Origin of the sequence: Pseudoalteromonas sp. S3785, from assembly GCF_005887365.1 — a bacterium.
In the GTDB taxonomy this organism is placed as follows: domain Bacteria; phylum Pseudomonadota; class Gammaproteobacteria; order Enterobacterales; family Alteromonadaceae; genus Pseudoalteromonas.
In genome coordinates, this window is the sequence record NZ_PNCT01000015.1 from 1 (window position 1) to 21,288 (window position 21,288).

The 21,288-nt window shown below is 43.3% G+C and carries 20 protein-coding genes; 11 read left to right on the forward strand and 9 right to left on the reverse strand.

Features of this window, described 5'->3' with window-relative positions; all coding sequences use genetic code 11:
* Positions 1-134: 134 nt before the first annotated feature.
* The 8 genes from puuE to xdhA are packed head-to-tail and all read right to left on the reverse strand — an operon-like array spanning position 135 to position 9,213.
* The gene (gene puuE / locus CWC17_RS04715; RefSeq protein ID WP_138612220.1) at positions 135-1,073 is read right to left on the reverse strand and encodes an allantoinase PuuE; all 939 of its coding nucleotides are present in this window, start codon (positions 1,071-1,073) and stop codon (positions 135-137) included.
* A gap of 1 nt (position 1,074) precedes the next feature.
* On the reverse strand, positions 1,075-2,280 hold the full coding sequence (locus tag CWC17_RS04720) for a urate hydroxylase PuuD (protein WP_138612221.1): 1,206 nt from the start codon (positions 2,278-2,280) through the stop codon (positions 1,075-1,077).
* A gap of 4 nt (positions 2,281-2,284) precedes the next feature.
* Entirely contained in the window at positions 2,285-3,649 is a 1,365-nt protein-coding gene (gene guaD / locus CWC17_RS04725) for a guanine deaminase (RefSeq protein ID WP_138612222.1), read from the reverse strand.
* Positions 3,650-3,651: 2 nt separating this feature from the next.
* A complete protein-coding gene (gene uraH, locus CWC17_RS04730) occupies positions 3,652-4,002 on the reverse strand; it encodes a hydroxyisourate hydrolase (protein WP_138612223.1) in 351 nt (116 codons plus the stop codon).
* Positions 3,999-4,499, reverse strand: coding sequence for a 2-oxo-4-hydroxy-4-carboxy-5-ureidoimidazoline decarboxylase (gene uraD / locus CWC17_RS04735; RefSeq protein WP_138612224.1), 501 nt, complete (start codon positions 4,497-4,499; stop codon positions 3,999-4,001). The genes uraH and uraD overlap by 4 nt, the downstream gene beginning before the upstream one ends.
* A complete protein-coding gene (xdhC, locus tag CWC17_RS04740) occupies positions 4,496-5,386 on the reverse strand; it encodes a xanthine dehydrogenase accessory protein XdhC (protein ID WP_138612225.1) in 891 nt (296 codons plus the stop codon). The genes uraD and xdhC overlap by 4 nt, the downstream gene beginning before the upstream one ends.
* Positions 5,379-7,718 carry a xanthine dehydrogenase molybdopterin binding subunit gene (gene xdhB, locus CWC17_RS04745; protein WP_138612226.1) on the reverse strand — a complete coding sequence of 780 codons (2,340 nt, stop codon included), beginning with the start codon at positions 7,716-7,718 and terminating at the stop codon, positions 5,379-5,381. The genes xdhC and xdhB overlap by 8 nt, the downstream gene beginning before the upstream one ends.
* Positions 7,705-9,213: a xanthine dehydrogenase small subunit gene (gene xdhA, locus CWC17_RS04750; RefSeq protein WP_138612227.1), complete on the reverse strand. Its 1,509-nt coding sequence runs from the start codon at positions 9,211-9,213 to the stop codon at positions 7,705-7,707. Before xdhA ends, xdhB begins: the two co-directional genes overlap by 14 nt.
* Positions 9,214-9,413: 200 nt before the next feature.
* On the opposite strand from xdhA, the gene CWC17_RS04755 reads away from it, so the two are divergent.
* The 7 genes from CWC17_RS04755 to CWC17_RS04785 all read left to right on the forward strand — a co-directional run bounded on the left by CWC17_RS04755 (position 9,414) and on the right by CWC17_RS04785 (position 16,951).
* On the forward strand, positions 9,414-10,973 hold the full coding sequence (locus CWC17_RS04755; RefSeq protein WP_138612228.1) for an ABC transporter ATP-binding protein: 1,560 nt from the start codon (positions 9,414-9,416) through the stop codon (positions 10,971-10,973).
* Positions 10,970-12,073, forward strand: a complete 1,104-nt coding sequence (locus tag CWC17_RS04760; protein WP_138612229.1) for an ABC transporter permease — start codon at positions 10,970-10,972, stop codon at positions 12,071-12,073. The genes CWC17_RS04755 and CWC17_RS04760 overlap by 4 nt, the downstream gene beginning before the upstream one ends.
* A 2-nt stretch (positions 12,074-12,075) precedes the next feature.
* On the forward strand, positions 12,076-13,002 hold the full coding sequence (locus tag CWC17_RS04765) for an ABC transporter permease (RefSeq protein WP_138612230.1): 927 nt from the start codon (positions 12,076-12,078) through the stop codon (positions 13,000-13,002).
* A 66-nt stretch (positions 13,003-13,068) separates the two neighbouring features.
* On the forward strand, positions 13,069-14,136 hold the full coding sequence (locus CWC17_RS04770; RefSeq protein WP_138612231.1) for a BMP family ABC transporter substrate-binding protein: 1,068 nt from the start codon (positions 13,069-13,071) through the stop codon (positions 14,134-14,136).
* A 78-nt stretch (positions 14,137-14,214) separates the two neighbouring features.
* Positions 14,215-15,591, forward strand: a complete 1,377-nt coding sequence (locus CWC17_RS04775; protein ID WP_138540369.1) for a uracil-xanthine permease family protein — start codon at positions 14,215-14,217, stop codon at positions 15,589-15,591.
* Between the two features lie 30 nt (positions 15,592-15,621).
* Entirely contained in the window at positions 15,622-16,356 is a 735-nt protein-coding gene (locus CWC17_RS04780) for a DUF5020 family protein (protein WP_138612232.1), read from the forward strand.
* A gap of 202 nt (positions 16,357-16,558) precedes the next feature.
* The gene (locus CWC17_RS04785; protein WP_138612233.1) at positions 16,559-16,951 is read left to right on the forward strand and encodes a DUF4019 domain-containing protein; all 393 of its coding nucleotides are present in this window, start codon (positions 16,559-16,561) and stop codon (positions 16,949-16,951) included.
* Here CWC17_RS04785 and CWC17_RS04790 read toward each other — a convergent pair whose 3' ends face one another.
* Positions 16,952-17,851 (reverse strand): LysR family transcriptional regulator, encoded by a 900-nt coding sequence (locus CWC17_RS04790; protein WP_055015709.1) that lies wholly within the window; start codon positions 17,849-17,851, stop codon positions 16,952-16,954.
* 217 nt (positions 17,852-18,068) lie between these two features.
* Between CWC17_RS04790 and CWC17_RS04795 the strand changes: the two genes are divergently transcribed.
* The 4 genes from CWC17_RS04795 (at position 18,069) to CWC17_RS04815 (ending at position 21,273) form a co-directional block, all read left to right on the forward strand.
* The gene (locus CWC17_RS04795) at positions 18,069-19,223 is read left to right on the forward strand and encodes an iron-containing alcohol dehydrogenase (protein ID WP_138612234.1); all 1,155 of its coding nucleotides are present in this window, start codon (positions 18,069-18,071) and stop codon (positions 19,221-19,223) included.
* Positions 19,224-19,413: 190 nt separating this feature from the next.
* Complete coding sequence (locus CWC17_RS04800; protein ID WP_138540365.1) at positions 19,414-20,007, forward strand: RDD family protein; 594 nt, start codon at positions 19,414-19,416, stop codon at positions 20,005-20,007.
* A gap of 42 nt (positions 20,008-20,049) precedes the next feature.
* On the forward strand, positions 20,050-20,514 hold the full coding sequence (locus CWC17_RS04805; protein ID WP_055016912.1) for a hypothetical protein: 465 nt from the start codon (positions 20,050-20,052) through the stop codon (positions 20,512-20,514).
* Between the two features lie 441 nt (positions 20,515-20,955).
* A complete protein-coding gene (locus CWC17_RS04815; RefSeq protein WP_138612235.1) occupies positions 20,956-21,273 on the forward strand; it encodes a hypothetical protein in 318 nt (105 codons plus the stop codon).
* Positions 21,274-21,288: the final 15 nt, after the last annotated feature.

Sequence of the window (21,288 nt, forward strand, 5' to 3'; positions counted from 1 at the left end):
CATAAATAAGTGCTATATTTTTAGGATCGAAAAACGAGTTGATGTCTACGAAAAAAAATTGCTATTTAGTTGTTCTAAATGAGAATTTTTTAACGCAGATAGCGACACGTTTAGCCCCTGAAAATGATTAAGTATTATTGCGGATTGGTATTATACGGATGGGTTTTAAGCCAGTGCTCAGCTATTTGTTCGCGCGTAGCAAACCAAACCTGCTCATGCGAGCTGGCATACTCTAAAAACCGTGCGAGGGCTTTAATGCGTCCTGGGCGGCCAATTAAGCGACAATGCAAACCAATCGACATCATTTTTGGGGCGTTTTCACCTTGTGGGTCGCCTTCTTCATACAGCGTATCGAATGCATCTTTTAAATAATTATAAAATTGATCACCGGCGTTAAATCCCTGCACTGCAGCAAAGCGCATATCGTTTACATCAAGGGTGTAAGGTACTATTAACTGTGGTTTACCTTCTTTAATACTGTAAAAAGGTAAGTCGTCGCTGTAATCGTCAGCGTCATATAAGAACGTGCCATTTTCTACTACAAGGGCTGCAGTATTTGGGCTTGTGCGCCCGGTATACCAGCCTTTTGGCTTTTTACCTGTGAGTGTTTGAATGATCTCAATGGCTTTTTGCATGTGCTCACGCTCGGTTTGCTTATCTATATGTTGATAATTAATCCAGCGCAGGCCATGGCTTGCAATTTCGTGCCCAGCTTCAACAAAAGCTTTAGCTACATCGGGGTGGCGCTCAAGGGCCATTGCCACAGCAAAAATGGTGACCGGTATATCGTATTTTTTAAAGAGTTTAAGTAAGCGCCACACGCCTGCGCGCGAGCCATATTCGTAAATAGATTCCATGCTTATGTGGCGGTCTTCTACATGGGGGGCGCTGACTATTTCAGATAAAAACGTTTCGGCCGCTGCATCACCATGTAATACACAGTTTTCACCGCCTTCTTCGTAATTTAATACAACTTGCACGGCTATACGGGCTTTATTGGGCCAATTTGCATGGGGCACCTGTGAGCCATAACCGACTAAATCGCGCGGGTAGTGTTTAAATTGCTCGCTCATGTTATTGCTCCTTTTTAAGCGCTGTGAGCCAAGAGCCTAGCGTTTCGCGCTCTGCATCAGTCATTTTGGTCATATTTGCCAATGGCATGTCTTTGGTTATAACCGCGCGGGTATGAATAAGCGTGCTGGCTTTTTTTACATCATTAATAGAGTCGAGCTTAAAGCCAAGCGGCGCTGTTTGAAAAAGCTTTGATGTAGGTGTTTCACTGTGACACTGTGTACAGTGCTTGCTGATTATATTCCACGCTTGCGCATCGCTTATACTTGCTTGTAGCTCATTATTCGCGTTTACAGAGCTACTTGGCCACGGTGCTATGGCTAGCATTAACGCAAAAAAGGCGGCAATACCGCTTATAAGTACTGAAGGTTTATTAATACCTTGATGTTTTAAATTAAAAAAGTGGCGTATCCACATACCAATAATAAAAAAGCCAATAAGCACTAACCAACCAAACTCATGGCTATAGGTATACGAAAAGTGATTGCTTAGCATAATAAAAATAACCGGCAGGGTGGCGTAGTTATTATGTACCGAGCATTGCTTTGCTTTTAAACCCGGCGCTGAATCAGGAATGCGCCCAGCTTCTACTTCGCTTACCATGTAACGCTGTGCAGGCATAATTATGTGATATACATTACCGGCCATACAGGTACCAATTAATGCACCAACATGAATATATACCGCGCGGTCGCTAAATAGCTGATCAACCCCATACGTCCATAACGCTAAAAAGCCCACGCTGAGCGCAATAAAGGCCTTGCCGTTTTCAACAAGCGGGCTTTTACACAGTAAACGATAAACCCCATAGCCAAAGCCTATGAAACCAAGTGATGCGCCAATAGCAGCAAATTTACTTAACTCACTTTTACTGGCATCGAGTAAATACACATCTGCGCCCACATAATATAACAGCGTAAATAACAGCACGCCGCTGATCCAGGTTGTGTAGGCCTCCCACTTAAACCAGTGTAGGGTTGAGGGCATTTGCTCTGGGCCATTTTGGTATTTAGCTACTTCGTAAAAGCCACCACCATGAATTGCCCATAAATCGCCCCTTATGCCTTTATCTTGTTTCCATTGTGGCGGCGTTTGTAAGTTATTATCAAGCCATACAAAATAAAATGAGGCGCCTATCCACGCAATACCTGCGACCACGTGAAAGTATCTAAACACTAAATGAGCAAGCTCAAATAAATAGTTTTCCATTAGGTTAAGCCTCTTCTAATTGCGGTATGTGGGTTGTTGTAAATTGCTCTTTTGCATCGCGCTTATACACGCTTTTACCCATAATATAGGTTTGTTCAATACAGCGGTCGTCGCCTAGCATCATCATGGCAAAAAGCTGTTCGTGAAGGGTTTTGGCATGACCAATTCTGAACTTTAAAAACGAGGTGGCCGCGTAATCCATTACAATAAAATCGGCCTCGCAGCCTACATTAAAGTTACCTATGGTGCCTTCTAAATCAAGTGCCCGTGCTCCGCCTAAGGTGGCGAGATACATGCCTTTAAATGCGGAGAACTTTTGGCCTTGTAACTGCTGAATTTTGTACGCTTCGTTACCTGTTTGTAGCATAGAAAAACTTGTGCCTGCGCCTACATCGGTACCCATACCCACGTTTATTCCGTGTTCTTCACATCTCTTTAAATTTAAAAGGCCCGAGCCTAAAAATAAGTTAGATGTAGGGCAGTGCGATATGGCCGCGCCCTGATCTGCAAGGCAGCAAAGCTCACGTTCAGATAAATGAATACTATGGGCAAATACCGAGCGTTTACGCACCATTTTAGCTTGCTCGTAAACGCCAAGGTAATCTTCGGCCTCTGGAAATAACCCTTTTACCCATTCACATTCGTCTTTGTTTTCAGATAAGTGCGTATGCAGGTAGGTGTCGGGGTATTCTTCTAATAATTGAGTACATTTTTGAAGTTGCTCTGGGGTAGAGGTAGGCGCAAAACGTGGTGTTACCGCATAGCTTAATCTATCCACATTATGCCATTTTTCTATCAGTGCTTTTGATTGATCGTAACTGGTTTGCGCGCAATCAGATAAATCGTCAGGGCAGTTTCTGTCCATCATTACCTTACCGGCAATCATACGTAAATTACGTTTTTGTGATTCGTTAAAAAATGCATCCACTGATTGCGGGTGCACAGTGCCAAACACCAAAGCGGTGGTGGTGCCATTACGTAGTAGCTCGTCTAAAAAACGGCTAGATATGTCTTTTGAATAATGCTCACAGGTAAACTTTTTTTCGGTGGGGAAGGCATATTCGGTAAGCCAGCTTAAAAGCTGCTCGCCATACGCGCCAACCATTTCGGTTTGCGGCAAATGTATGTGGGTGTCTATCATGCCGGGCATAACCAATTTGCCATCGTGGCGAATAATAGTGGCTGATTTATTTAAGCTTGGCAGTATGTCTTGCTCGTAACCAAGGTTAACCACTTTACCGTTTTGAATAACTAACGCGCCTTTTTCAAAATAGCGATGGGCGCTTTCGCCTGCGATGGCGGGGTCGTCAACAAAATCGAGTATGTTGGCACAAATTACGGTTATTTTATTATTATTTTGCGTGCTCATTATTAGCTGCCTCTGTACGTTGAGTAGCCAAATGGGCTAAGCAATAACGGAATGTGATGATGCTTTTTATCTTGCAATCTAAAGGTAATTTGCGCTTCTGGGTAAAACGCAGGTGTTTCTTGGTTTTCATAATAGCTGTCTAAGTCAAAAACCAGTTTATAAGTTGCAAATTCTACGTCTGTATTTAGCCAGTCGGTAATACGTCCGTCGCTATTTGTTTTACCTTTAGCAATTAATTGCCACTCATTGTTAGTGTATACAAACAAGTGTACAGCTACATCGGCTGCAGGTTTACCAGTGCTGGTATCGAGAATATGGGTAGTGATAGGGCTTTTATTCATACTTTTATTCATATCAGGGACTCCAATCTTATTTTTGTTATTTTGGCTTGTTCGCCCGCGGCTATATTAAGCTCTGTGCTGCGGGTGTTGTGTATACGCTGCTCAATAAGTTCAAGCATTTGCTCAGCACTTTTGCCGCTGGCACACACAATAAATATAAAGCCAAATTTACTGAGGTATTCTTTATTTAGCGCAATCATTTTTTTAAGGGTTTGCTCGTTTGCTTTGCTCATTCCTGATTGTTCGTGCCCCGCTTTTTGCGCTGTAGCGGCATACTTTTTACTTAATGTTGATAAATCGCCTATTTGCGGGTGGCCTTCAAAGGCAGCTAAGTAATCGCTCTCACCTAGGTTATCCCATACGCTTTGCGCAGCTTTAAATAGGTGCTCTTTATTTTCAAATGGCATGGTATTTAGCATACCGCTTACCCATTTAGGGGCTGCGCAGCAATGCTCTAATGCCTGATGCGCTTGCGCTTCATTTAGGTTATTAATTTTTAAGCTACTCATGCATTTACTTCCTCTTGAGTGGTGTTAATTAGGGCATTTTTAAGTGCTCGCCATTGCACACCTTGACGTTTAGGCGCATGGGTTTGCATAGCCTGATAGAGGCCAATTAACTGCCCACTAATTGATATAGCTACTTCCATAGGGAGCTTGCCAGTTACATTTTCAAGCCCAACAGGGCAGACCATTTGCTTTATTTGCTCGGTGGTAAAATCGCGATGAGCTAAGCGCTGCTTAAAGCGTTTTGCTTTGGTATCTGAGCCAATAACGCCAAGCCAATTGGCATCGGTGCGTTTAATAATGGCTTGTGTAAGTGCAAAGTCGAGCTGGTGGTTATGGGTGAGTATTAAGTAATTATTAGCTTTGGGCGCGCGTTTAACTTGCTCTGTTGGCTCTTCATCAACCACTTTTACTACGTTATTAGGAATGTTCTGTGGGAATACATCGGCGCGGCTATCTATCCAGCGTATACGCATAGGCAGCTGTGCCAATATACCAATAAGCGCTTGTGCTACATGGCCTGCGCCATAAATATCAAGCGTAAAGCACTCGCATTGCATGCACTCGAGCATAACGGTGGCAGCTCCGCCGCAGCACTGGCCTAAATTTGCACCTAGGTTAAATTGCTCAATTACTTGGGCGGCTTCACCTTTGGCAAGCAGTTCGCGGGCTTTTTCTATTACTACGTATTCAAGGTGACCACCGCCAAGGGTGTCGTAAATATGTTCGCCACTTATTACCATTTTAGAGCCTGTGCCCCGTGGGGTTGAGCCATTGGTTCCCAGCACAGTCGCAATAACATAGTTAGTACCGCTTTGTTCGTGCTCGTTTATAGCTTGCGCCCAATTTTGAGTATGAAATCCCTGAAACGACTCATTTAAATTAGCCATGTTGATGCTCCTTAAACCAGCTAGCGGTTTGCTCGATTGCATTTAATACACGCTCAGGCGTAGCAGGCGTATCAAGTGGGGCGGTGTATTTGTAATCGGCCACACTGCTTATGGCATTACGAATAGCACTCCATACACTAAAGGCCAGCATAAACGGCGGCTCGCCAACCGCTTTTGATCTGAATACGGTGGTTTCTGGGTTGGCAGAGTTATATAAATTTACGTTAAATTCGGCAGGTGTATCGCCAATAGCTGGAATTTTATAGTTGGCAGGGCCAAAGCTTGCAAGCTGGCCTTTATCATTCCATTGTAAATCTTCGGTGGTAAGCCAGCCCATACCTTGCACAAAGGCGCCTTCAATTTGCCCTATATCAAGTGCTGGGTTAATTGAGCTGCCCACATCGTGCAGTATATCAACACGCGTAACGGTGTTTTCGCCTGTTAGCGTATCTACTTCTACTTCACTAAGTGCCACGCCGTGCGCGTAGTAAAAAAATGGCCGGCCTTCGCCTTTCGCTCTATCGTAATGAATTTTAGGCGTGGCGTAATAACCCGTTGATGAAAGCGATATACGATTCATATAGGCAAGGTTTGCAAGTTCGCTAAAGCTAATTTCGCCTTTGCTAAAGGTAATGAGGTTATCTTTAAATACAATACTTTGGCTGTCTACTTCAAAGTGCTCGCTTATAAAGTTAATTAAGCGCTCTTTTATGGTGTTTACAGCATTTAGCGCTGCCATGCCGTTTAGGTCTGTACCGCTTGATGCGGCGGTTGGCGAAGTGTTTGGTACTTTGTCGGTACGGGTCGCGCTTATGCTTATGGCGTCAAAATCAACGCCAAAGCCGTGCGCTACAATTTGCGCTATTTTAGTGTTTAAGCCTTGGCCCATTTCGGTGCCGCCATGGTTTAAGTGTATCGAGCCATCACTATATACATGCACTAACGCACCTGCTTGGTTTAAGTGCTGTACCGTAAACGATATACCGTATTTTACCGGCGTCATCGCAAGGCCTTTTTTGATAATAGGGGATGATGCGTTAAAGGCTTTAATTGCCTCTTTTCGTGCCCAGTAATCACCCGACTCCTCAAGCTGGCTTATCATATCTTTTAAAATATGCTGCTCTACTGTTTGATGATACGGCGTGGTGTCACGGCCTTTTTTGTATAAATTAAGTTTTCGGATCTCAAGCGGATCTTTACCTAATTTAGCGGCAATGTCGTCCATTATTAGCTCGCCCATGATCATGCCTTGCGGGCCACCAAATCCTCTAAAGGCGGTGTGGCTTACGGTGTTTACTTTACAGCGATTCCCTTTAATGGTGGCAGCTGGGTAGTAATAAGCGTTATCGGCATGAAACATCGCACGGTCTACAATGGCATCAGATAAATCAGGCGAATAACCACAAAATCCATTTACGGTTACATCAGCACCTTCAATTAGGCCATTTTCGTCAAACCCCACATGGTATTGGTTATAAAATGGGTGGCGTTTACCGGTAAGTTTAAAGTCGTCACTGCGTGCTAGGCGCATTTTAACTGCGCAGCCAAGGTAGTAAACTGCAAGCGCTGCAAGGCAAGCCCATGGTGCGCCTTGGGTTTCTTTACCGCCAAAAGCACCGCCCATACGGCGGGTTTCTACGTTAACAAAGCTAAATGGCTTTTTTAAAATTTTGGCAACTAAGTGCTGTACCTCTGTAGGGTGTTGCGTAGAACATTGCACATGAATCCCGCCGTCGTTATCGGGCTGAGCGAGAGCTATTTGCCCCTCAAGGTAAAAATGTTCTTGCCCGCCTATGTGTATTTCACCTTTAAGCTGGTGGGCTGCATTGTTGATGGCTTGCTCGCTATTACCACGGTTGAGTGAATGAGGCGGCCTTACCCAATGCTCTTTTTTTATGGCTTCTTTAATATCAAGTATGGGTGTGGTTTGCTCGCACTCTATAACCACTAAGCGAGCAGCGCTGCGCGCAATGGCGTAGCTGTCGGCAACGACTACCAGCACAGGTTGCCCGTGGTATTGAATTTCGTAATTGGTTAATAGCACATCCCCTGGGAATACTGGGCCAATATCAAGCTTACCGGGTACATCTTCGGCCGATAAAATACGTTTAACGCCTGCAACTTCAAGCGCTTTACTTGTATCAATTGATTTAATAAAGCCGCTGGTAATGGGCGCAAGCACAGGGTAGGCGTGTAAGCAGCCATGAGGCTCTGGGTTATCGTCGGCGTAGTTTGCATTGCCACATACTTGTTTTATTGCGCTTTCGTGGTACTTAGATTGGCCAACGCTTCCGCCTTGGGCTTTTAGTTTATCCATTTCAAAGTGACGCATGTGAGATCCTCGTAATGGCAATGTTGTTATTATTTTTATTGCTACTTGGCTGTGCACCGCAAAACTCAATACCAATACGTTGTAGCAAGTTTTTGCTTACCGTAGTGCGGTAATGTGCGCTGCTGCGTACATCGCTCATGGGGGAAAAGTCATCATTTATAGCATTAGCGGCATCTATAAACGTACTTACTTGTAAGGGCTGAGTATTAAGCTTTTGCTCTATATGCGTGGCGCGCTTTGGTATGGCAGCCATACCGCCCATGGCGCAGCGGGCATTGCTAATTACGCCTTGTGTTTGCTCAATAGCCAGTACTAAACACACGGTAGATATATCATCTTCAAAGCGTTTTGAAATTTTATGACACGCAAGTTTTAAAAAGTCTGGGCGTTTTGGCACTGTAATTTTGCTAATGACTTCATCGCTTTTAATGACTGTTTTTTTGTAATCAACAAAGTAGTCGGCCACGTTTATAGTACGTGTGCCTGATGCGCTTAATAAGTCCATAGTGGCATTAAGTGCAATTAACAATGGGGCTGGATCGCCAATAGGAGAGGCATTTCCTATGCTGCCACCTAAGGTGCCACTGTTACGTACTTGGTTAGAGCCAAGGCGTTCAAACAGCTCCTTAGACTCAGGGTAGTAATTGTAAAAAGCGTCTACAAACTGGCTGTAAGGGAGTGCTGCACCAATATGTAGCTCGCCGTTGTTATCGCTTAATGTGCACAGCTCTTTAGCTTGGCTTAGGGATATTATTACATCGGGTAATAGCATATTTTGGCTAAGCTCAATGGCAAAGTCGGTGCCACCAGCAACCAAGTGTGCATGCGGGTATAGTGATTTTAGTTCAACAAGCTGCCTAGCATTTTGTGGCAAGTAGAATTTGCGAGGGCCATTTTTTAAAAATGGAACATCATCAATATATTGCGTATTAAGTGAGGCTTTAAACTGAGCCGCTAGGGCTGAGTAAGGCTCATTTTTGCGCTCATAGCTGTAGGCTTTTTCTACCGCGAGTAAAATAGGGCTGTAACCAGTGCAGCGGCATAAGTTACCACCTAAAGCATGAATTGCGGCTTTTTTACCAGGGTAACTCGGATTATTAATATAAAGTGCCAACATGCTCATTATTATACCAGGGGTACAAAAACCGCACTGCGAACCATGGCACTCCACTAACGCACGCTGTACTGGGTGTAAGTCTTCAAGGGTTGGGTAAAGCCCAGCAGTTACAGCCTCTACGGTTACTATATGCTTTGCGTGTGCATTGCCTAATAAAAGCAAGCAGCTGTTCATGGTTTGGTAGTGCCAAACTGCGTTACCGTTTGAATTTATTTTTTCTTCGCCGACTAAAATTGTGCACGCGCCGCAATCGCCTGTAGCACACCCTTCTTTGGTGCCCACTTTCCCTTTTTTGGTGCGTAGCCAGTCCAAAATGGTGAGACTTGGCGAGCATTCTTCTACTTCTATTGGCGTGACATTTAATAAAAACTGAATCACACAGACCCCCTTATTTTTTATAAAGCCCTGATATGTAAAGGCTTGCCGTATGTTTTTTCTTGTTGTTTGCGCACGGGTAAGAAAAAAACTTTTTCATCTTGGTAAGTTAATTGCAGATACCATGCCATTGTTGACCGCTTGGTCAGCTAAGTTTCTAGGCTAGCTTATTTAACCAACAAGCACAAAGAAAGGTTTAAATAATGGACAATAAATACCGCCTTACTATGCAGGGAATGACAAAGCACTACCCCGGATGTATAGCCAACGACGGCGTAACAATAAAAATAAAACATGGTGAGGTGCATGCCCTGCTTGGTGAAAACGGCGCGGGTAAAAGTACGTTAATGAAAATGCTTTACGGTGTAGTTAAACCTGACCAAGGGGACATGTTTTTTAACGGTCGCAAAATGGACATAAAAGAGCCCGCCGATGCCCGCGAATTAGGTATAGGTATGGTGTTTCAGCATTTTTCGTTATTTGAAACCCTAACAGTTGCGCAAAATATCGCATTAGCACTGGGCGATTTAGCAGGGCACAGTAGTTCGCTTGCTAGCAGAATTAGTAAAACATCTAAGCGCTACGGTATGCCGCTTGACCCGCATAGGTTGGTGTCAACGCTTTCAACAGGCGAGCGACAGCGGGTAGAAATAATAAGGTGCTTATTATTAGATATTCAGTTACTTATTTTAGACGAACCCACCTCAGTACTCACCCCTCAAGAAGTTGATGCTTTATTTACAACATTAAAATCACTCAAAAAAGAAGGCTGCTCGGTACTCTTTATTAGCCATAAGTTGCATGAAGTTATTGAGCTGTGTGACAGCGCGACTATTTTACGCGGCGGCAAAGTGAGTGGGCATTGCATTCCTAAAAACGAAACGAGCGAATCTATAGCGCGCTTAATGGTAGGCGACGGTACGCCAATAAGTAACCAAGCGCGCAGAGCGACTGGCACAGGTGATTTTTTAACAGTCGATAACTTATCAACCAATGCGCAGGCGTTATTTGATATTGCGCTTAAAAATATTAACTTTGCCGTACAGCAAGGCGAAATAGTCGGTATTGCAGGGGTTGCCGGTAATGGGCAAGAGGAACTACTAAAAGTGCTTTCGGGAGAGGAGCCGCAAAAAAATAGCAACGCAATAAAATTTAAAAATACCGCTGTTGATGCGTTATGCCCATTAAAAAGGCGCAGACTCGGGCTTGCATGCGTACCAGAGGACAGGCTAGGGCGCGGCGCAGTCCCTGATATGGATTTAGCGCACAATGCACTTCTTACCAGCTTTGATAGCGGTTTAGTTAAAAACGGCTTTTTAGTAAAACAAAAAATTAGCCAACTCGCCGATAAAATTATTAAAAAATACAAAGTAAAAACCCCCAGCAACCGTACTCACGCAGCAAGCCTTTCGGGCGGTAATTTGCAAAAGTTTATTATTGGCCGAGAGGTTGAGCAAAACCCACAATTGCTGGTTATGTCGCACCCTACTTGGGGTGTAGATATTGGCGCGCAAGTGGCTATTCACGAGGCAATTTTAACGCTGCGCGACGAAGGTTGTGCAGTGCTGGTTATTTCAGAAGACTTAGACGAGCTCTATAAAATTTGTGACCGAATTGGCGCACTTTGCGATGGCAAACTCTCTCCTATTTTAGATACCGACTGTGTACCGCTTGTGCAATTAGGGCAGTGGATGGCGGGCGATTTTAATCACGACACCAAAAGCAAGAGAGCAAAAATAACACCGCAAGGAGCGCCGGCATGATAAAGCTTGAACCCCGCGTAGAGCGCTCAAACACGTGGAGCTATCTTTCTCCTGTTTTAGCCATTTTACTCACTTTAATAACAGGGTATGTGGTGTTTGCCTTACTCGGGCACGACCCGCTTAATGCTTTATATACGTTACTTGTAGCACCTATTGCTGATTGGTACGGCGTTACAGAGTTATTAGTAATGACCATTCCAATTTTATTATGTGCCTATGGTTTAGCGCTGTGCTACAGAGCGGCGGTGTGGAATATCGGTGCTGAAGGGCAGCTACTTATTGGTGGTGTATGCGCCAGTGCCGTAGCTGTTAACTTTGTTGACTCTACAAATGCCTTTGCATTAGGGCTTACATTACTTGCAGGTATTGCCGGTGGCATGTTGTGGGCAGGCTTAGCTGCATTTATGAAATTACGTTTAAACACCAACGAAATTTTAGTCACCATTATGCTTAATTACATTGCCGTTAATGTGTTGCTGTGGTCAGTACACGGGCCATTAAAAGACCCATACGGTTATAACTTTCCTGAAAGCGCCTTATTTGGCGATAGCACTTTACTGCCGGTTTTATTTGAGGGTACTCGCCTTCATTTAGGGCTGGCTTTTGCCTTATTAGCGCTTTGTGCAACATGGGTGTTTATTAGTAAAACCTTTGTGGGGTTTCAAATACAAGTACTTGGGCTTGATGCATCGGCTGCCAAAATGGCGGGCTATAAACGCGCGCTTTTAATTGCCGGTGTATTGGTAATAAGTGGCGGGTTAGCAGGGCTTGCAGGGGCTGGCGAAGTGGCTGGGCCTATTGGGCAATTAGTGCCACAAATATCTCCTGGTTATGGTTACGCCGCAATTATTGTGGCCTTTTTAGGGCGCTTACATCCTTTGGGTATTACCTTAGCAGGGCTGTTAATGGGGCTTATTTATATGGGTGGCGAAATGGCGCAAATAGAAATTGGCTTACCCAATGCCATTACCGGCATTTTTCAGGGCTTAATGCTGTTTTATTTACTCTCGTGCGATGTGCTTATTAGTTATCGCATTAAATTGTTACTGCCATTTAAACAACAAAAAACGCAGCTAACACCCATCGCACAGGAATCTTAAACATGGATTTAGAGGTAATCACAAATATTTTATACGCCACTATTCGCACCGGTACGCCTTTATTGCTGGTGGCTCTAGGTGAGATGGTATGCGAAAAAAGCGGCACACTTAACCTTGGGCAAGAGGGCATGATGCTATTAGGCGCGGTGGCAGGGTTTATAACCATGTACCAATGCGACAACCTCTTTATAGGCTTTAGCGTGGCTGCGCTTGTGGGGGTTATGGCGTCGTTATTATTTGCGTTTGTAGCACTTAATTTAAATGCCAGCCAAGTGGCAGCAGGATTGGCGCTCACTATTTTTGGCACGGGGTTGTCGGCCTTTTTAGGCGCCGACTATGAGGGAAAAACCATTAATGCTTTACCTACTTTAGCAATTGCTGGGTTTGAGCATATTCCGCTACTGGGCAAAACGCTGTTTTCGCAAGATGCCATTGTGTATTTAAGTTGGGCATTAGTACTTGGCGCTTATTTATTTTTTAAATACCACAGGGCAGGGCTTGCGGTACGCGCTATTGGTGAAAACCCAGGCGTTGGTAATAACTTAGGCTTGCCTGTAATGCGTACTCGCTATTTAGCCGTTATGTTTGGCGGCGCAATGGCGGGTATTGCAGGGGCGTACTTATCGCTTGCTTATACCCCGCTTTGGACACAAAACATGACATCGGGGCGAGGCTGGATAGCGCTTGCTTTAGTGGTATTTGCAAGCTGGCGAATTGAGCGGGTAATGCTTGGCGCTTATTTATTTGGTTTTGCCAGCATTATGCACTTAGTGGCACAGGCGCTTGGCTTAGCGGTTGATTCTAATTTACTGGCCATGCTGCCTTATGGTGCAACGCTTATTGTACTGATTATGCTCAGTAAAAATAAACAAAAACTAAAAATGTACGAACCCATGTGGCTAGGGAAACCCTGGCATAAAGGGCATTAAAACTTTAAATAAAGAGTAAAAATAAGCCTTCAACAGGATATTAAAAATACAACACGGAGAATAACAATGAAAAAACTAATAACAGCGCTTGGCATAGCACTTAGCTTAGGGTTAAGCGCTACTGCACTTGCAAAAGACAGCGTAAAAGTAGGGTTTGTATATGTAAGCCCGATTGGCGAAGCTGGTTGGACTTACACCCACGATGTAAGCCGCCGCTACCTAGAGGATAAATTTGGCGAAAAAATAAAAACCACCTTTGTAGAAAGCGTGCCAGAGGGCGCCGATGCAGAGCGAGTTATTACACAATTAGCCAAAAGCGGGCACGATTTAATATTTACCACCTCGTTTGGCTACATGAACCCGACCATTAAAGTGGCTAAGCGTTTTCCTAATGTAAAGTTTGAGCATGCAACAGGTTATAAACGCGCTAAAAATGTGGGCACTTATTTTGACCGTATTTACGAAGGGCGCTACCTAACCGGTGTTATTGCAGGGCACATGAGTAAATCCGACAGCATTGGCTATATTGCTGCATTTCCAATCCCGGAGGTAATACGCGGTATTAACGCGTTTACTTTAGGGCTGCGCTCAGTAAAACCTAACGCTCAAGTAAAAGTAGTGTGGGTTAATAGCTGGTTTGACCCGGGTAAAGAGCGCGAAGCTGCCGACAGCTTAATCGACCAAGGTGTTGATATTATTACCCAACACACCGACTCGCCTGCGCCACTTCAAGCCGCAGAAGCCGCCGGCATATACGCCATTGGTTACCACTCAGATATGAGCGGCTATGGTAAAAAAGCGCACCTTACGGCGCCTGTGCATCATTGGGATGAGTTTTACGCTGAGCGCGTGCAGCAAGTGCTTGACGATAAATGGCAGTCGCAAAATGTATGGAAAGGCATAGAGGCCAGTATGACCCGCTTAGCGCCCCTGAGTAAAGACATTCCTGCCAATGTTGTTGCAGAGGTAGAAGCCATTAAAACCAAAATTGCCAATGGCGAGTTTCACCCATTTAGCGGCCCAATTAACAATCAGCAGGGTGAGCTGGTAACTAAAGCGGGGCAAACAATTGATGATAAAACCTTACTTAGTATGGACTTTTACGTTGAAGGCGTAGAAGGGCAGCTTAAATAAGCGCCACTGTATTTAAATTAAAACCTGGGCAAGGCATTTATACCTTGCCCATATTAAAGCGCTAAAAGGATGTTGACTATGTCAAACCAAGAAGCAATCTCAGAAGACATAATTTACGCAGTAGATGATAAACCAGGGCTGACCGAATCCTTTTTCGCCGCCCTGCAACATGTACTGGCAAGTTTTGTAAGTATTATTACGCCTACGCTTATTATTGGTGGGGTATTGGGGCTTGGCAGCGAAATACCCTATTTAATTAGTATGGCGTTGTTTGTGTCGGGTGTTGGTACGTTTATTCAAGCGCGCCGTGTGGGGCCCATTGGCTCAGGGCTTATATGTGTGCAAGGCACCAGTTTTGCTTTTTTAGGCACTATTTTAGCCACCGGCTTTTCTGTAAAAGCCACCGGAGGCAATAACGATGAGGTACTGGCCACTATATTTGCAGTGTGCTTTTTAGCGGCCTTTGTAGAAATATTTATTAGTTTTTTTATAGAAAAGCTCGGCAAGGTCATTAAACCTGTAGTCACCGGTGTGGTGATCACCACCATTGGGGTTTACCTCATTAAAGTAGGTATGACCGACATAGGCGGCGGGCAATGGTTATTAACTAATATGCCTGAAAAGTTTGCCTCGCCAAGTAACTTAATTGTGGGCTTTTCGGTGGTGGCATTAGTGGTGTTACTTAACGCCAGCAAAAACCAGTGGGTAAGGCTTACCGCAGTGGTTGTAGCCATGATAGTAGGCTGGATACTTGCAGTTATTTTAGGCATTGCCAAGTTCGAGGTGGGCGAGTTTGATTTAATTGCCATGCCAATACCATTCAAATATGGCTTTAATATTGATTTTGGCGCCATGATTGCCTTTGGCTTTTTATACCTTATTACAGCCATAGAATCGACCGGTGATATAACCGCTAATTGTGCAGTGTCTAAATTACCCGTTAAAGGTGCAAGCTATTTAGCCCGAATACGCGCAGGTGTACTAGGCGATGGCGTTAACTCAATGATTGCAGCTGCGTTTAATACCTTTCCAAATACTACTTTTAGTCAAAACAATGGGGTTATTCAGTTAACAGGTGTGGCAAGTAGGTACATTGGCCTATGGATTGGTGCAATACTGATTGTTTTAGGGCTGTTTCCGGTGGTGGGGGCTGTACTACAAAACATACCAAAACCCGTACTTGGCGGTGCAACGCTTGTAATGTTTGGCACCGTAGCAGCCGCAGGGGTCAAAATACTCGCAAGCGAAAAAATCAATCGCCGTAGTTTACTTATTATTGCGGTGAGCTTAGGCATGGGGCTAGGGGTTAGTTTTGTACCAGAGCTATTTATAAATGCGCCTAAATTAGTAACCGCCATATTTGGAAGTGCTGTGACGGTGTCGGGTTTAACAGCAATAGTTATGACGTTGGTATTGCCTGAAAATTATTCAGCAAGTACAGATCATCTTAACTAAACTAATAAAATTATAAAAAAGGGATTAACAATGAAAATCAAAACAATCAAAAAGTTAGCATTAGTAACTGCAATTGCTGTTTGCTCAACGGGCGTGTCGGCAAAAGAGCTTTGGTCAGATTTTAGTATTACCGCCATGACCGGCGCAGATTACCTAGAACCGTTTTCTGGCGAAGAAGACAACAGAAGCGTAGTCACCATTGAGCACGCATCGGGGCATACCTGGGGGGGCACGTTCTTCTTTATGGATAGATTAAGTAACCCCGATGAAGTATACGGAGAGCTAAACATAAACCCAACGCTTTACAAACCACAAGACGGCTTTGTTAAAGAGGTGTTTTTAGGGCTACAAACAGAATATGGCTCAGGCGATACCGATCAAAATAACTATTTATTAGGGGGTGGCGTATCGCTAGATGTACCTGGTTTTCAATACTTTAATGTGGCTTATTACCGTCGTTTTCAAGACGATATAGGCATAGAGCGTGAAGATAACAACCAAATAACGGTTACGTGGGGCTATAACAACGGTAACTTTAGATACGATGGCTTTTTAGATATTGTTGATAGCACCGACACTATGTTTGGTAAAAGTGAAGGCGGCTTTAACTTTACCTCACAACTTAAATACAACATTGCCCCAATGCTTGGCCTTGACACAGGCCGCCTAGATGTAGGTATAGAATACGTATATTGGAAAAATAAGTTTGGTGTAGATGGCCAAACAGAGCACAACCCAAACCTAATGGTTAAATGGCATTTTTAACCTATTAAGTGTTAAAAATACAAAAGCATAAGCTGCAGTTAACTGCAGCTTTTAAGTTACTAACATTAATAAAGGGCCTATTAGCGTTTAATTTTGCTTTACAGTACAAATGTTTTTTACATTAGGGGTTAACCATTTCACTAATGTGTTGTAATTTAAAGTAGCAATATTTACTTTTAATGCCAGATTAAAAGGAAGAATGATGAAACCCCTCATTTTAATTTTAAGCTTGTTTATAAGCTGCTCAGTGTGGGCCGAGACCACTAAAAATATGCCCGTAGCAATAAATTGGTTGCAGTTAATCGATGCGGGAGAATATACAAAAAGCTGGCAACAAGCCGATGCGCTATTTAAATCGCAATTAAATAAAACGAACTGGAAAAGCGCCTTAAGCACAGTGCGTGCGCCATTGGGTAAAGTGGCTACACGAGAACAAATAAGCGCTAATGAATACACATCTTTACCGGGTGCTCCGCAGGGTAAATACCTAATTGTGCAGTTTAAAACGCAATTTGCGGCAAGGCTTGCAGTTGAAACCCTAACATTAAGTAAAAGTAGCGGGCAATGGCGTGCCGTGGGTTATTTTATTAAATAGCTATTTTGCGTATTTATTAATATGAGAAAAAGCCATCAGCACATCACGCGCATAATTAAGCCGCGGGTGAGCAAGCGCCCCTTTACGCCACGCCAAATATAAATTGTTTTCAGGGCCTTGTGGGCCAAGTTTAATTAACCTTCCTGATTGAATATCGTCATGACATAGATAATCAGGCAGCACGGTATAGCCTACACCGGTTCTTACTATGCCGGCGAGCGCGCGTATATCGGGGCAGCGTGCAATTATTTTTGACGTACAGCTTTGCTTAAATACGGTATCAAAATACTGGCGTATAAGTGGTAATTGGCTGTCGTAACTAACCACTGGCAGCGTGTTTAACAGTGCCGGCGTAATAGTTTGCCCCTCTAAGCTTTGGGCTAATAAACGGTGCGCTACTAGTACTAGCTCTTCGCTGTCGAGCACTTCAAAGTCGTAAATTTTGTTGTCGGGCAAGGAGGCCGTAATAGCCATATCGGCAACGCCGGTGTCGAGCGCTGAATAAATTTGTTCGCGATTACCTGGGATCACGACCACATCAACATTGCCTGCTTGTAACAAATTAGCCAATTGGGCAGAAGCCACATAGCTAATATATTCAGCGGGCCCTGCAAGTGTAATTGTACCGCTCACATCGCTAGAGCGGGTGCGTACAGACGCTATTTTTTGCTCTATGGCATCTAGGTGGTTTGCCACTTGGCCTGCTAAGTCGTGGGCTGCATTACTTGGCTCAACGCCTCGGTGGCGGCGCTCAAATAATGATTTACCCACTACCGACTCCATTGTTTGTATATGGGCGGTGGCTGCAGGTTGCGACAATCCTAAATTTTTAGCCGCACGGGAAATATTTCTACAGCGGTAAACTTCAACAAAGGTGCGTAGTTGAACAAAGTAAGACATAAATACTTGGTATCAGAAATCCGATAGGTAAAGCAAGATTAACTGAATTCTACTTATTGTAAAGAGCGCGTACACTTGCCGCTCATTCAAAGATTAAACGTTATCGTATTTATTTTATAAATTTGGCAATTAATTACTTGTAAGTTAAAGATTAACTCCCATTTTATAAAGCAATGAGCACAAGGGGCTAAGCCCCGCAACCAAGTAGAGTACAAATATGTTAAATTTTGCATTTAAAAACCGCACCGAGATTTTATTCGGCAAAGATCAAATTAACGAGATCGCAAGCCGCGTACCTAGCGAAGGCAAGGTCATGTTTTTATACGGTGGTGGTTCTATCAAAAAGAACGGCGTATATGACGATGTAGTAAATGCACTTAAAGGTGTAGATTTCGTTGAGTTTTCGGGTGTTGAACCAAACCCAACTTACGAAACGCTTTCTAAAGCCGTTGAACTTGTAAAAGAGCAAAACGTTACGTTTATTTTAGCTGTAGGCGGTGGCAGTGTAATTGACGGTGCTAAATACGTAGCCGCAGCTGCAAATTACGAAGGCGATGGCTGGGATATTTTAGTAAATGGCGCAGAAGTAAAAAGCGCACTGCCTATTGGTGCGGTATTAACGCTACCGGCAACAGGCTCAGAAAGTAATGGTAACTCGGTTGTTACCCGTAAAGAAACGCAGCAAAAACGCGCCTTTGGTACACCAATAGTGCAGCCGCAGTTTGCAGTGTTAGACCCACAGTACACATTCTCGCTACCTACTCGCCAAATTTCTAATGGTGTAGTTGATGCGTTTGTACACGTTATTGAGCAATACTTAACGTATCCAGTAAATGCCCCACTGCAAGACCGTTTTGCAGAAGGTATTTTATCTACGCTAATTGAGCAAGGCCCTAAAGCCCTAGAAAACCCAGAAGATTACGACGTACGAGCAAACGTAATGTGGTCGGCAACGATGGCGTTAAATGGTTTAATTGGCCAAGGTGTTCCACAAGATTGGTCTACACATATGATAGGCCATGAGCTAACAGCGCTTTATAACTTAGACCACGCTGTAACGCTTGCTATTGTATTACCGCCATTGATGTTTGTTCAGCAAGAGCAAAAACGCGCTAAAATTATTCAATTAGGTGAGCGTGTATTTGGCCTAAATATGGAAGACAAAAACGAGCTGATTGATGCAACCATTAAACATACTCAAGACTTTTTTGAGCAAATGGGCATTAAAACCAAACTTGGCGATTACGACCTAGGTGAAGAAGCCGTTGAAGCGGTTGGCAATAACCTTGAGCGCAACGGCATGACAGCCCTTGGCGAACATGGCGATATTGACGTTGCTAAAGCGAAGAAAATTTTAAGCCTAGCGCTTTAATTTAATTGCTTTTATGAATGGCGCTTTTTAGCGCCATTTTTTATGCTCAAAAAGTTAAAAGTTAAAAGTTAAAAGCTAAAAACTAAAAGCTAAAGGCTAAAGGCTACACCAGTCTTTAATTTAAGATATTGAATAAATTACTAAAGCTATGCTACTTTGAGATAAATTACGCAAAGGAATCCCCCCAAGCATGGACACCCCAATAGACTTTTCTACCTACACATTAGATGAACTTTACTCCAGCGCAAAAGCCATTGACCGAGAACGTTTTCCTGAGCGCGCAAAAGAAATAGACGAGCTTATAAAAACTCGAGAAGCGCAAGCGCACGCACAAAATACTGACTTAAAAATAGCGGGAGAAAAAGCATCACGCGGGGACAGGCTTGTTGCTGCTATTATTGACGGCCTAATAGGTATAGCGGTTTTTATACCTGTAATAATGTATATCGGTTTTGAAAGTTTAAGCCAACCAAATCTGAGTTTAACGGCATTTTTATGGGGCTTCGGTGTGTTTTCTATGTTAGTGCTTCATGGTTACCTTATGTATCACCGAGGACAAACTATTGGCAAATACTGCATGTCTATTCGTATAGAAAACCTAGACGGCACACAAGCAAGTTTTACAACTATTTACTTGAAACGCATGTTACCTATGCAGCTGCTATCATTAGTCCCTTCGGTAGGTCAGTTTATTGCTGGATTTGTAAACCCTGCATTTATATTAGGAAAAGATAAACGCTGTTTACACGATCATATAGCGGGAACAAAAGTGAGTAATATTTAGCAATAGCAATACTCAGCGAAGGATAATACTTTAAAGGGATTTATGAATAAACTAACAAGGTACAAAAAAACACCCAGCGCAAAACTACTTTGGACGCTTGGTTTCAACACATTTATCGCAGTTATAGTTTTATTTTGGGTAGAGGTATTTATTGAACAGCCTTTGCTGCATCAATTTTTATACCTCTTTGCGTTTGTATTATTGAGGTTTTTTTCACAGTGGTATTGTGCAAACACAGAACAGGCTCATGCAATTGAAATTGTAAATGGCGAGTTTGAACTACTCGGCATAAATATAAAAGTGTCTGAGCTAGAAGAAGTGCTTTATTGCCAAACTAAGCGTTTTGAGCATATTTTACGATTTAAGTTTAAAAACGCGACATACCAAGATATTGAAATAACCGCTCCAGATTTAATTGACGACCTACGTTTTTACTATTTTATGGTTGATAACGGCCTACCAGTAAAAATGACAGATGATAGTGGCCGTTTTTTTGACGAAGATTAACAGCGCAGCAAGGAGCAGTGGTGAGCAAACTGGTTTTAATATTTTTGATGCTAGTAAGTGTCATCATTAGTGAATATTCATATGCAAGCTAATTTGAAGGATGTTATTCCACAACGGATAAAATAACGAGCGCGACCCCTATGCTCAACAAAGGTGGAGGCGAAAGTAATGAGCATTTTAAACTACAAACGAGTTACATAAATGTATTCAAGGAAGGCGAAAAATATCTTACAGAAGGCCTTATATGGGGCTACAACTTTTATATTTGTACTATCACAGCGCCGCTTGAGGGAACTACAGCACCATCACTGCTCCAACTATATGTTTTACTGTGGGGCCCATGCAAGTGTTCATGACGTTCACCTAACTAAAACCAACAAAGGCTGCAATTAACTAGGCTAGTTATTATTTAACTTACAATTCAGCTAACAGGGACTTACTATGCGCGGCTTTTTATTATTTATAGGTTACTCATCTTATATTGGCAGTGTGGGTGGTGGTTTGCTTGGTATGTATGCACTATGGGTTGTAATCAGTAATAATTTAGCATTTTTAAGCTTATCGCTTAATGACTTTTTAGCGCAGTATGTTGAGTTTATATATTGGGTGAAGCAGGTTGCATTTTATGTCATGCCAAAAGGCTTTGCCATCTGGTTATTTGGCATACCAGCTGTTATTTACTTTCCTGTACGGATATTAATGAGCCAAGGGTCTGTTGACCTTTGCCGATTAAATTTGTTCAAACTAGGGGCAATTTAATCGCGGCGCGAGGTT

Excerpts from the sequence above, each read along its gene's own strand:
- CWC17_RS04770 (WP_138612231.1), top strand. The coding sequence starts at position 13,069 with ATGAAAAAACTAATAACAGCGCTTGGCATAGCACTTAGCTTAGGGTTA.
- CWC17_RS04765 (WP_138612230.1), top strand. The coding sequence starts at position 12,076 with ATGGATTTAGAGGTAATCACAAATATTTTATACGCCACTATTCGCACC.
- CWC17_RS04800 (WP_138540365.1), top strand. The coding sequence starts at position 19,414 with ATGGACACCCCAATAGACTTTTCTACCTACACATTAGATGAACTTTAC.
- uraD (WP_138612224.1), bottom strand. The coding sequence starts at position 4,499 with ATGAGTAGCTTAAAAATTAATAACCTAAATGAAGCGCAAGCGCATCAG.
- puuE (WP_138612220.1), bottom strand. The coding sequence starts at position 1,073 with ATGAGCGAGCAATTTAAACACTACCCGCGCGATTTAGTCGGTTATGGC.
- CWC17_RS04805 (WP_055016912.1), top strand. The coding sequence starts at position 20,050 with ATGAATAAACTAACAAGGTACAAAAAAACACCCAGCGCAAAACTACTT.
- xdhC (WP_138612225.1), bottom strand. The coding sequence starts at position 5,386 with ATGGCTAATTTAAATGAGTCGTTTCAGGGATTTCATACTCAAAATTGG.
- xdhB (WP_138612226.1), bottom strand. The coding sequence starts at position 7,718 with ATGCGTCACTTTGAAATGGATAAACTAAAAGCCCAAGGCGGAAGCGTT.
- CWC17_RS04815 (WP_138612235.1), top strand. The coding sequence starts at position 20,956 with ATGCGCGGCTTTTTATTATTTATAGGTTACTCATCTTATATTGGCAGT.
- CWC17_RS04760 (WP_138612229.1), top strand. The coding sequence starts at position 10,970 with ATGATAAAGCTTGAACCCCGCGTAGAGCGCTCAAACACGTGGAGCTAT.
- CWC17_RS04780 (WP_138612232.1), top strand. The coding sequence starts at position 15,622 with ATGAAAATCAAAACAATCAAAAAGTTAGCATTAGTAACTGCAATTGCT.
- CWC17_RS04775 (WP_138540369.1), top strand. The coding sequence starts at position 14,215 with ATGTCAAACCAAGAAGCAATCTCAGAAGACATAATTTACGCAGTAGAT.
- CWC17_RS04720 (WP_138612221.1), bottom strand. The coding sequence starts at position 2,280 with ATGGAAAACTATTTATTTGAGCTTGCTCATTTAGTGTTTAGATACTTT.
- guaD (WP_138612222.1), bottom strand. The coding sequence starts at position 3,649 with ATGAGCACGCAAAATAATAATAAAATAACCGTAATTTGTGCCAACATA.
- CWC17_RS04755 (WP_138612228.1), top strand. The coding sequence starts at position 9,414 with ATGGACAATAAATACCGCCTTACTATGCAGGGAATGACAAAGCACTAC.
- uraH (WP_138612223.1), bottom strand. The coding sequence starts at position 4,002 with ATGAATAAAAGTATGAATAAAAGCCCTATCACTACCCATATTCTCGAT.
- CWC17_RS04790 (WP_055015709.1), bottom strand. The coding sequence starts at position 17,851 with ATGTCTTACTTTGTTCAACTACGCACCTTTGTTGAAGTTTACCGCTGT.
- CWC17_RS04785 (WP_138612233.1), top strand. The coding sequence starts at position 16,559 with ATGAAACCCCTCATTTTAATTTTAAGCTTGTTTATAAGCTGCTCAGTG.
- CWC17_RS04795 (WP_138612234.1), top strand. The coding sequence starts at position 18,069 with ATGTTAAATTTTGCATTTAAAAACCGCACCGAGATTTTATTCGGCAAA.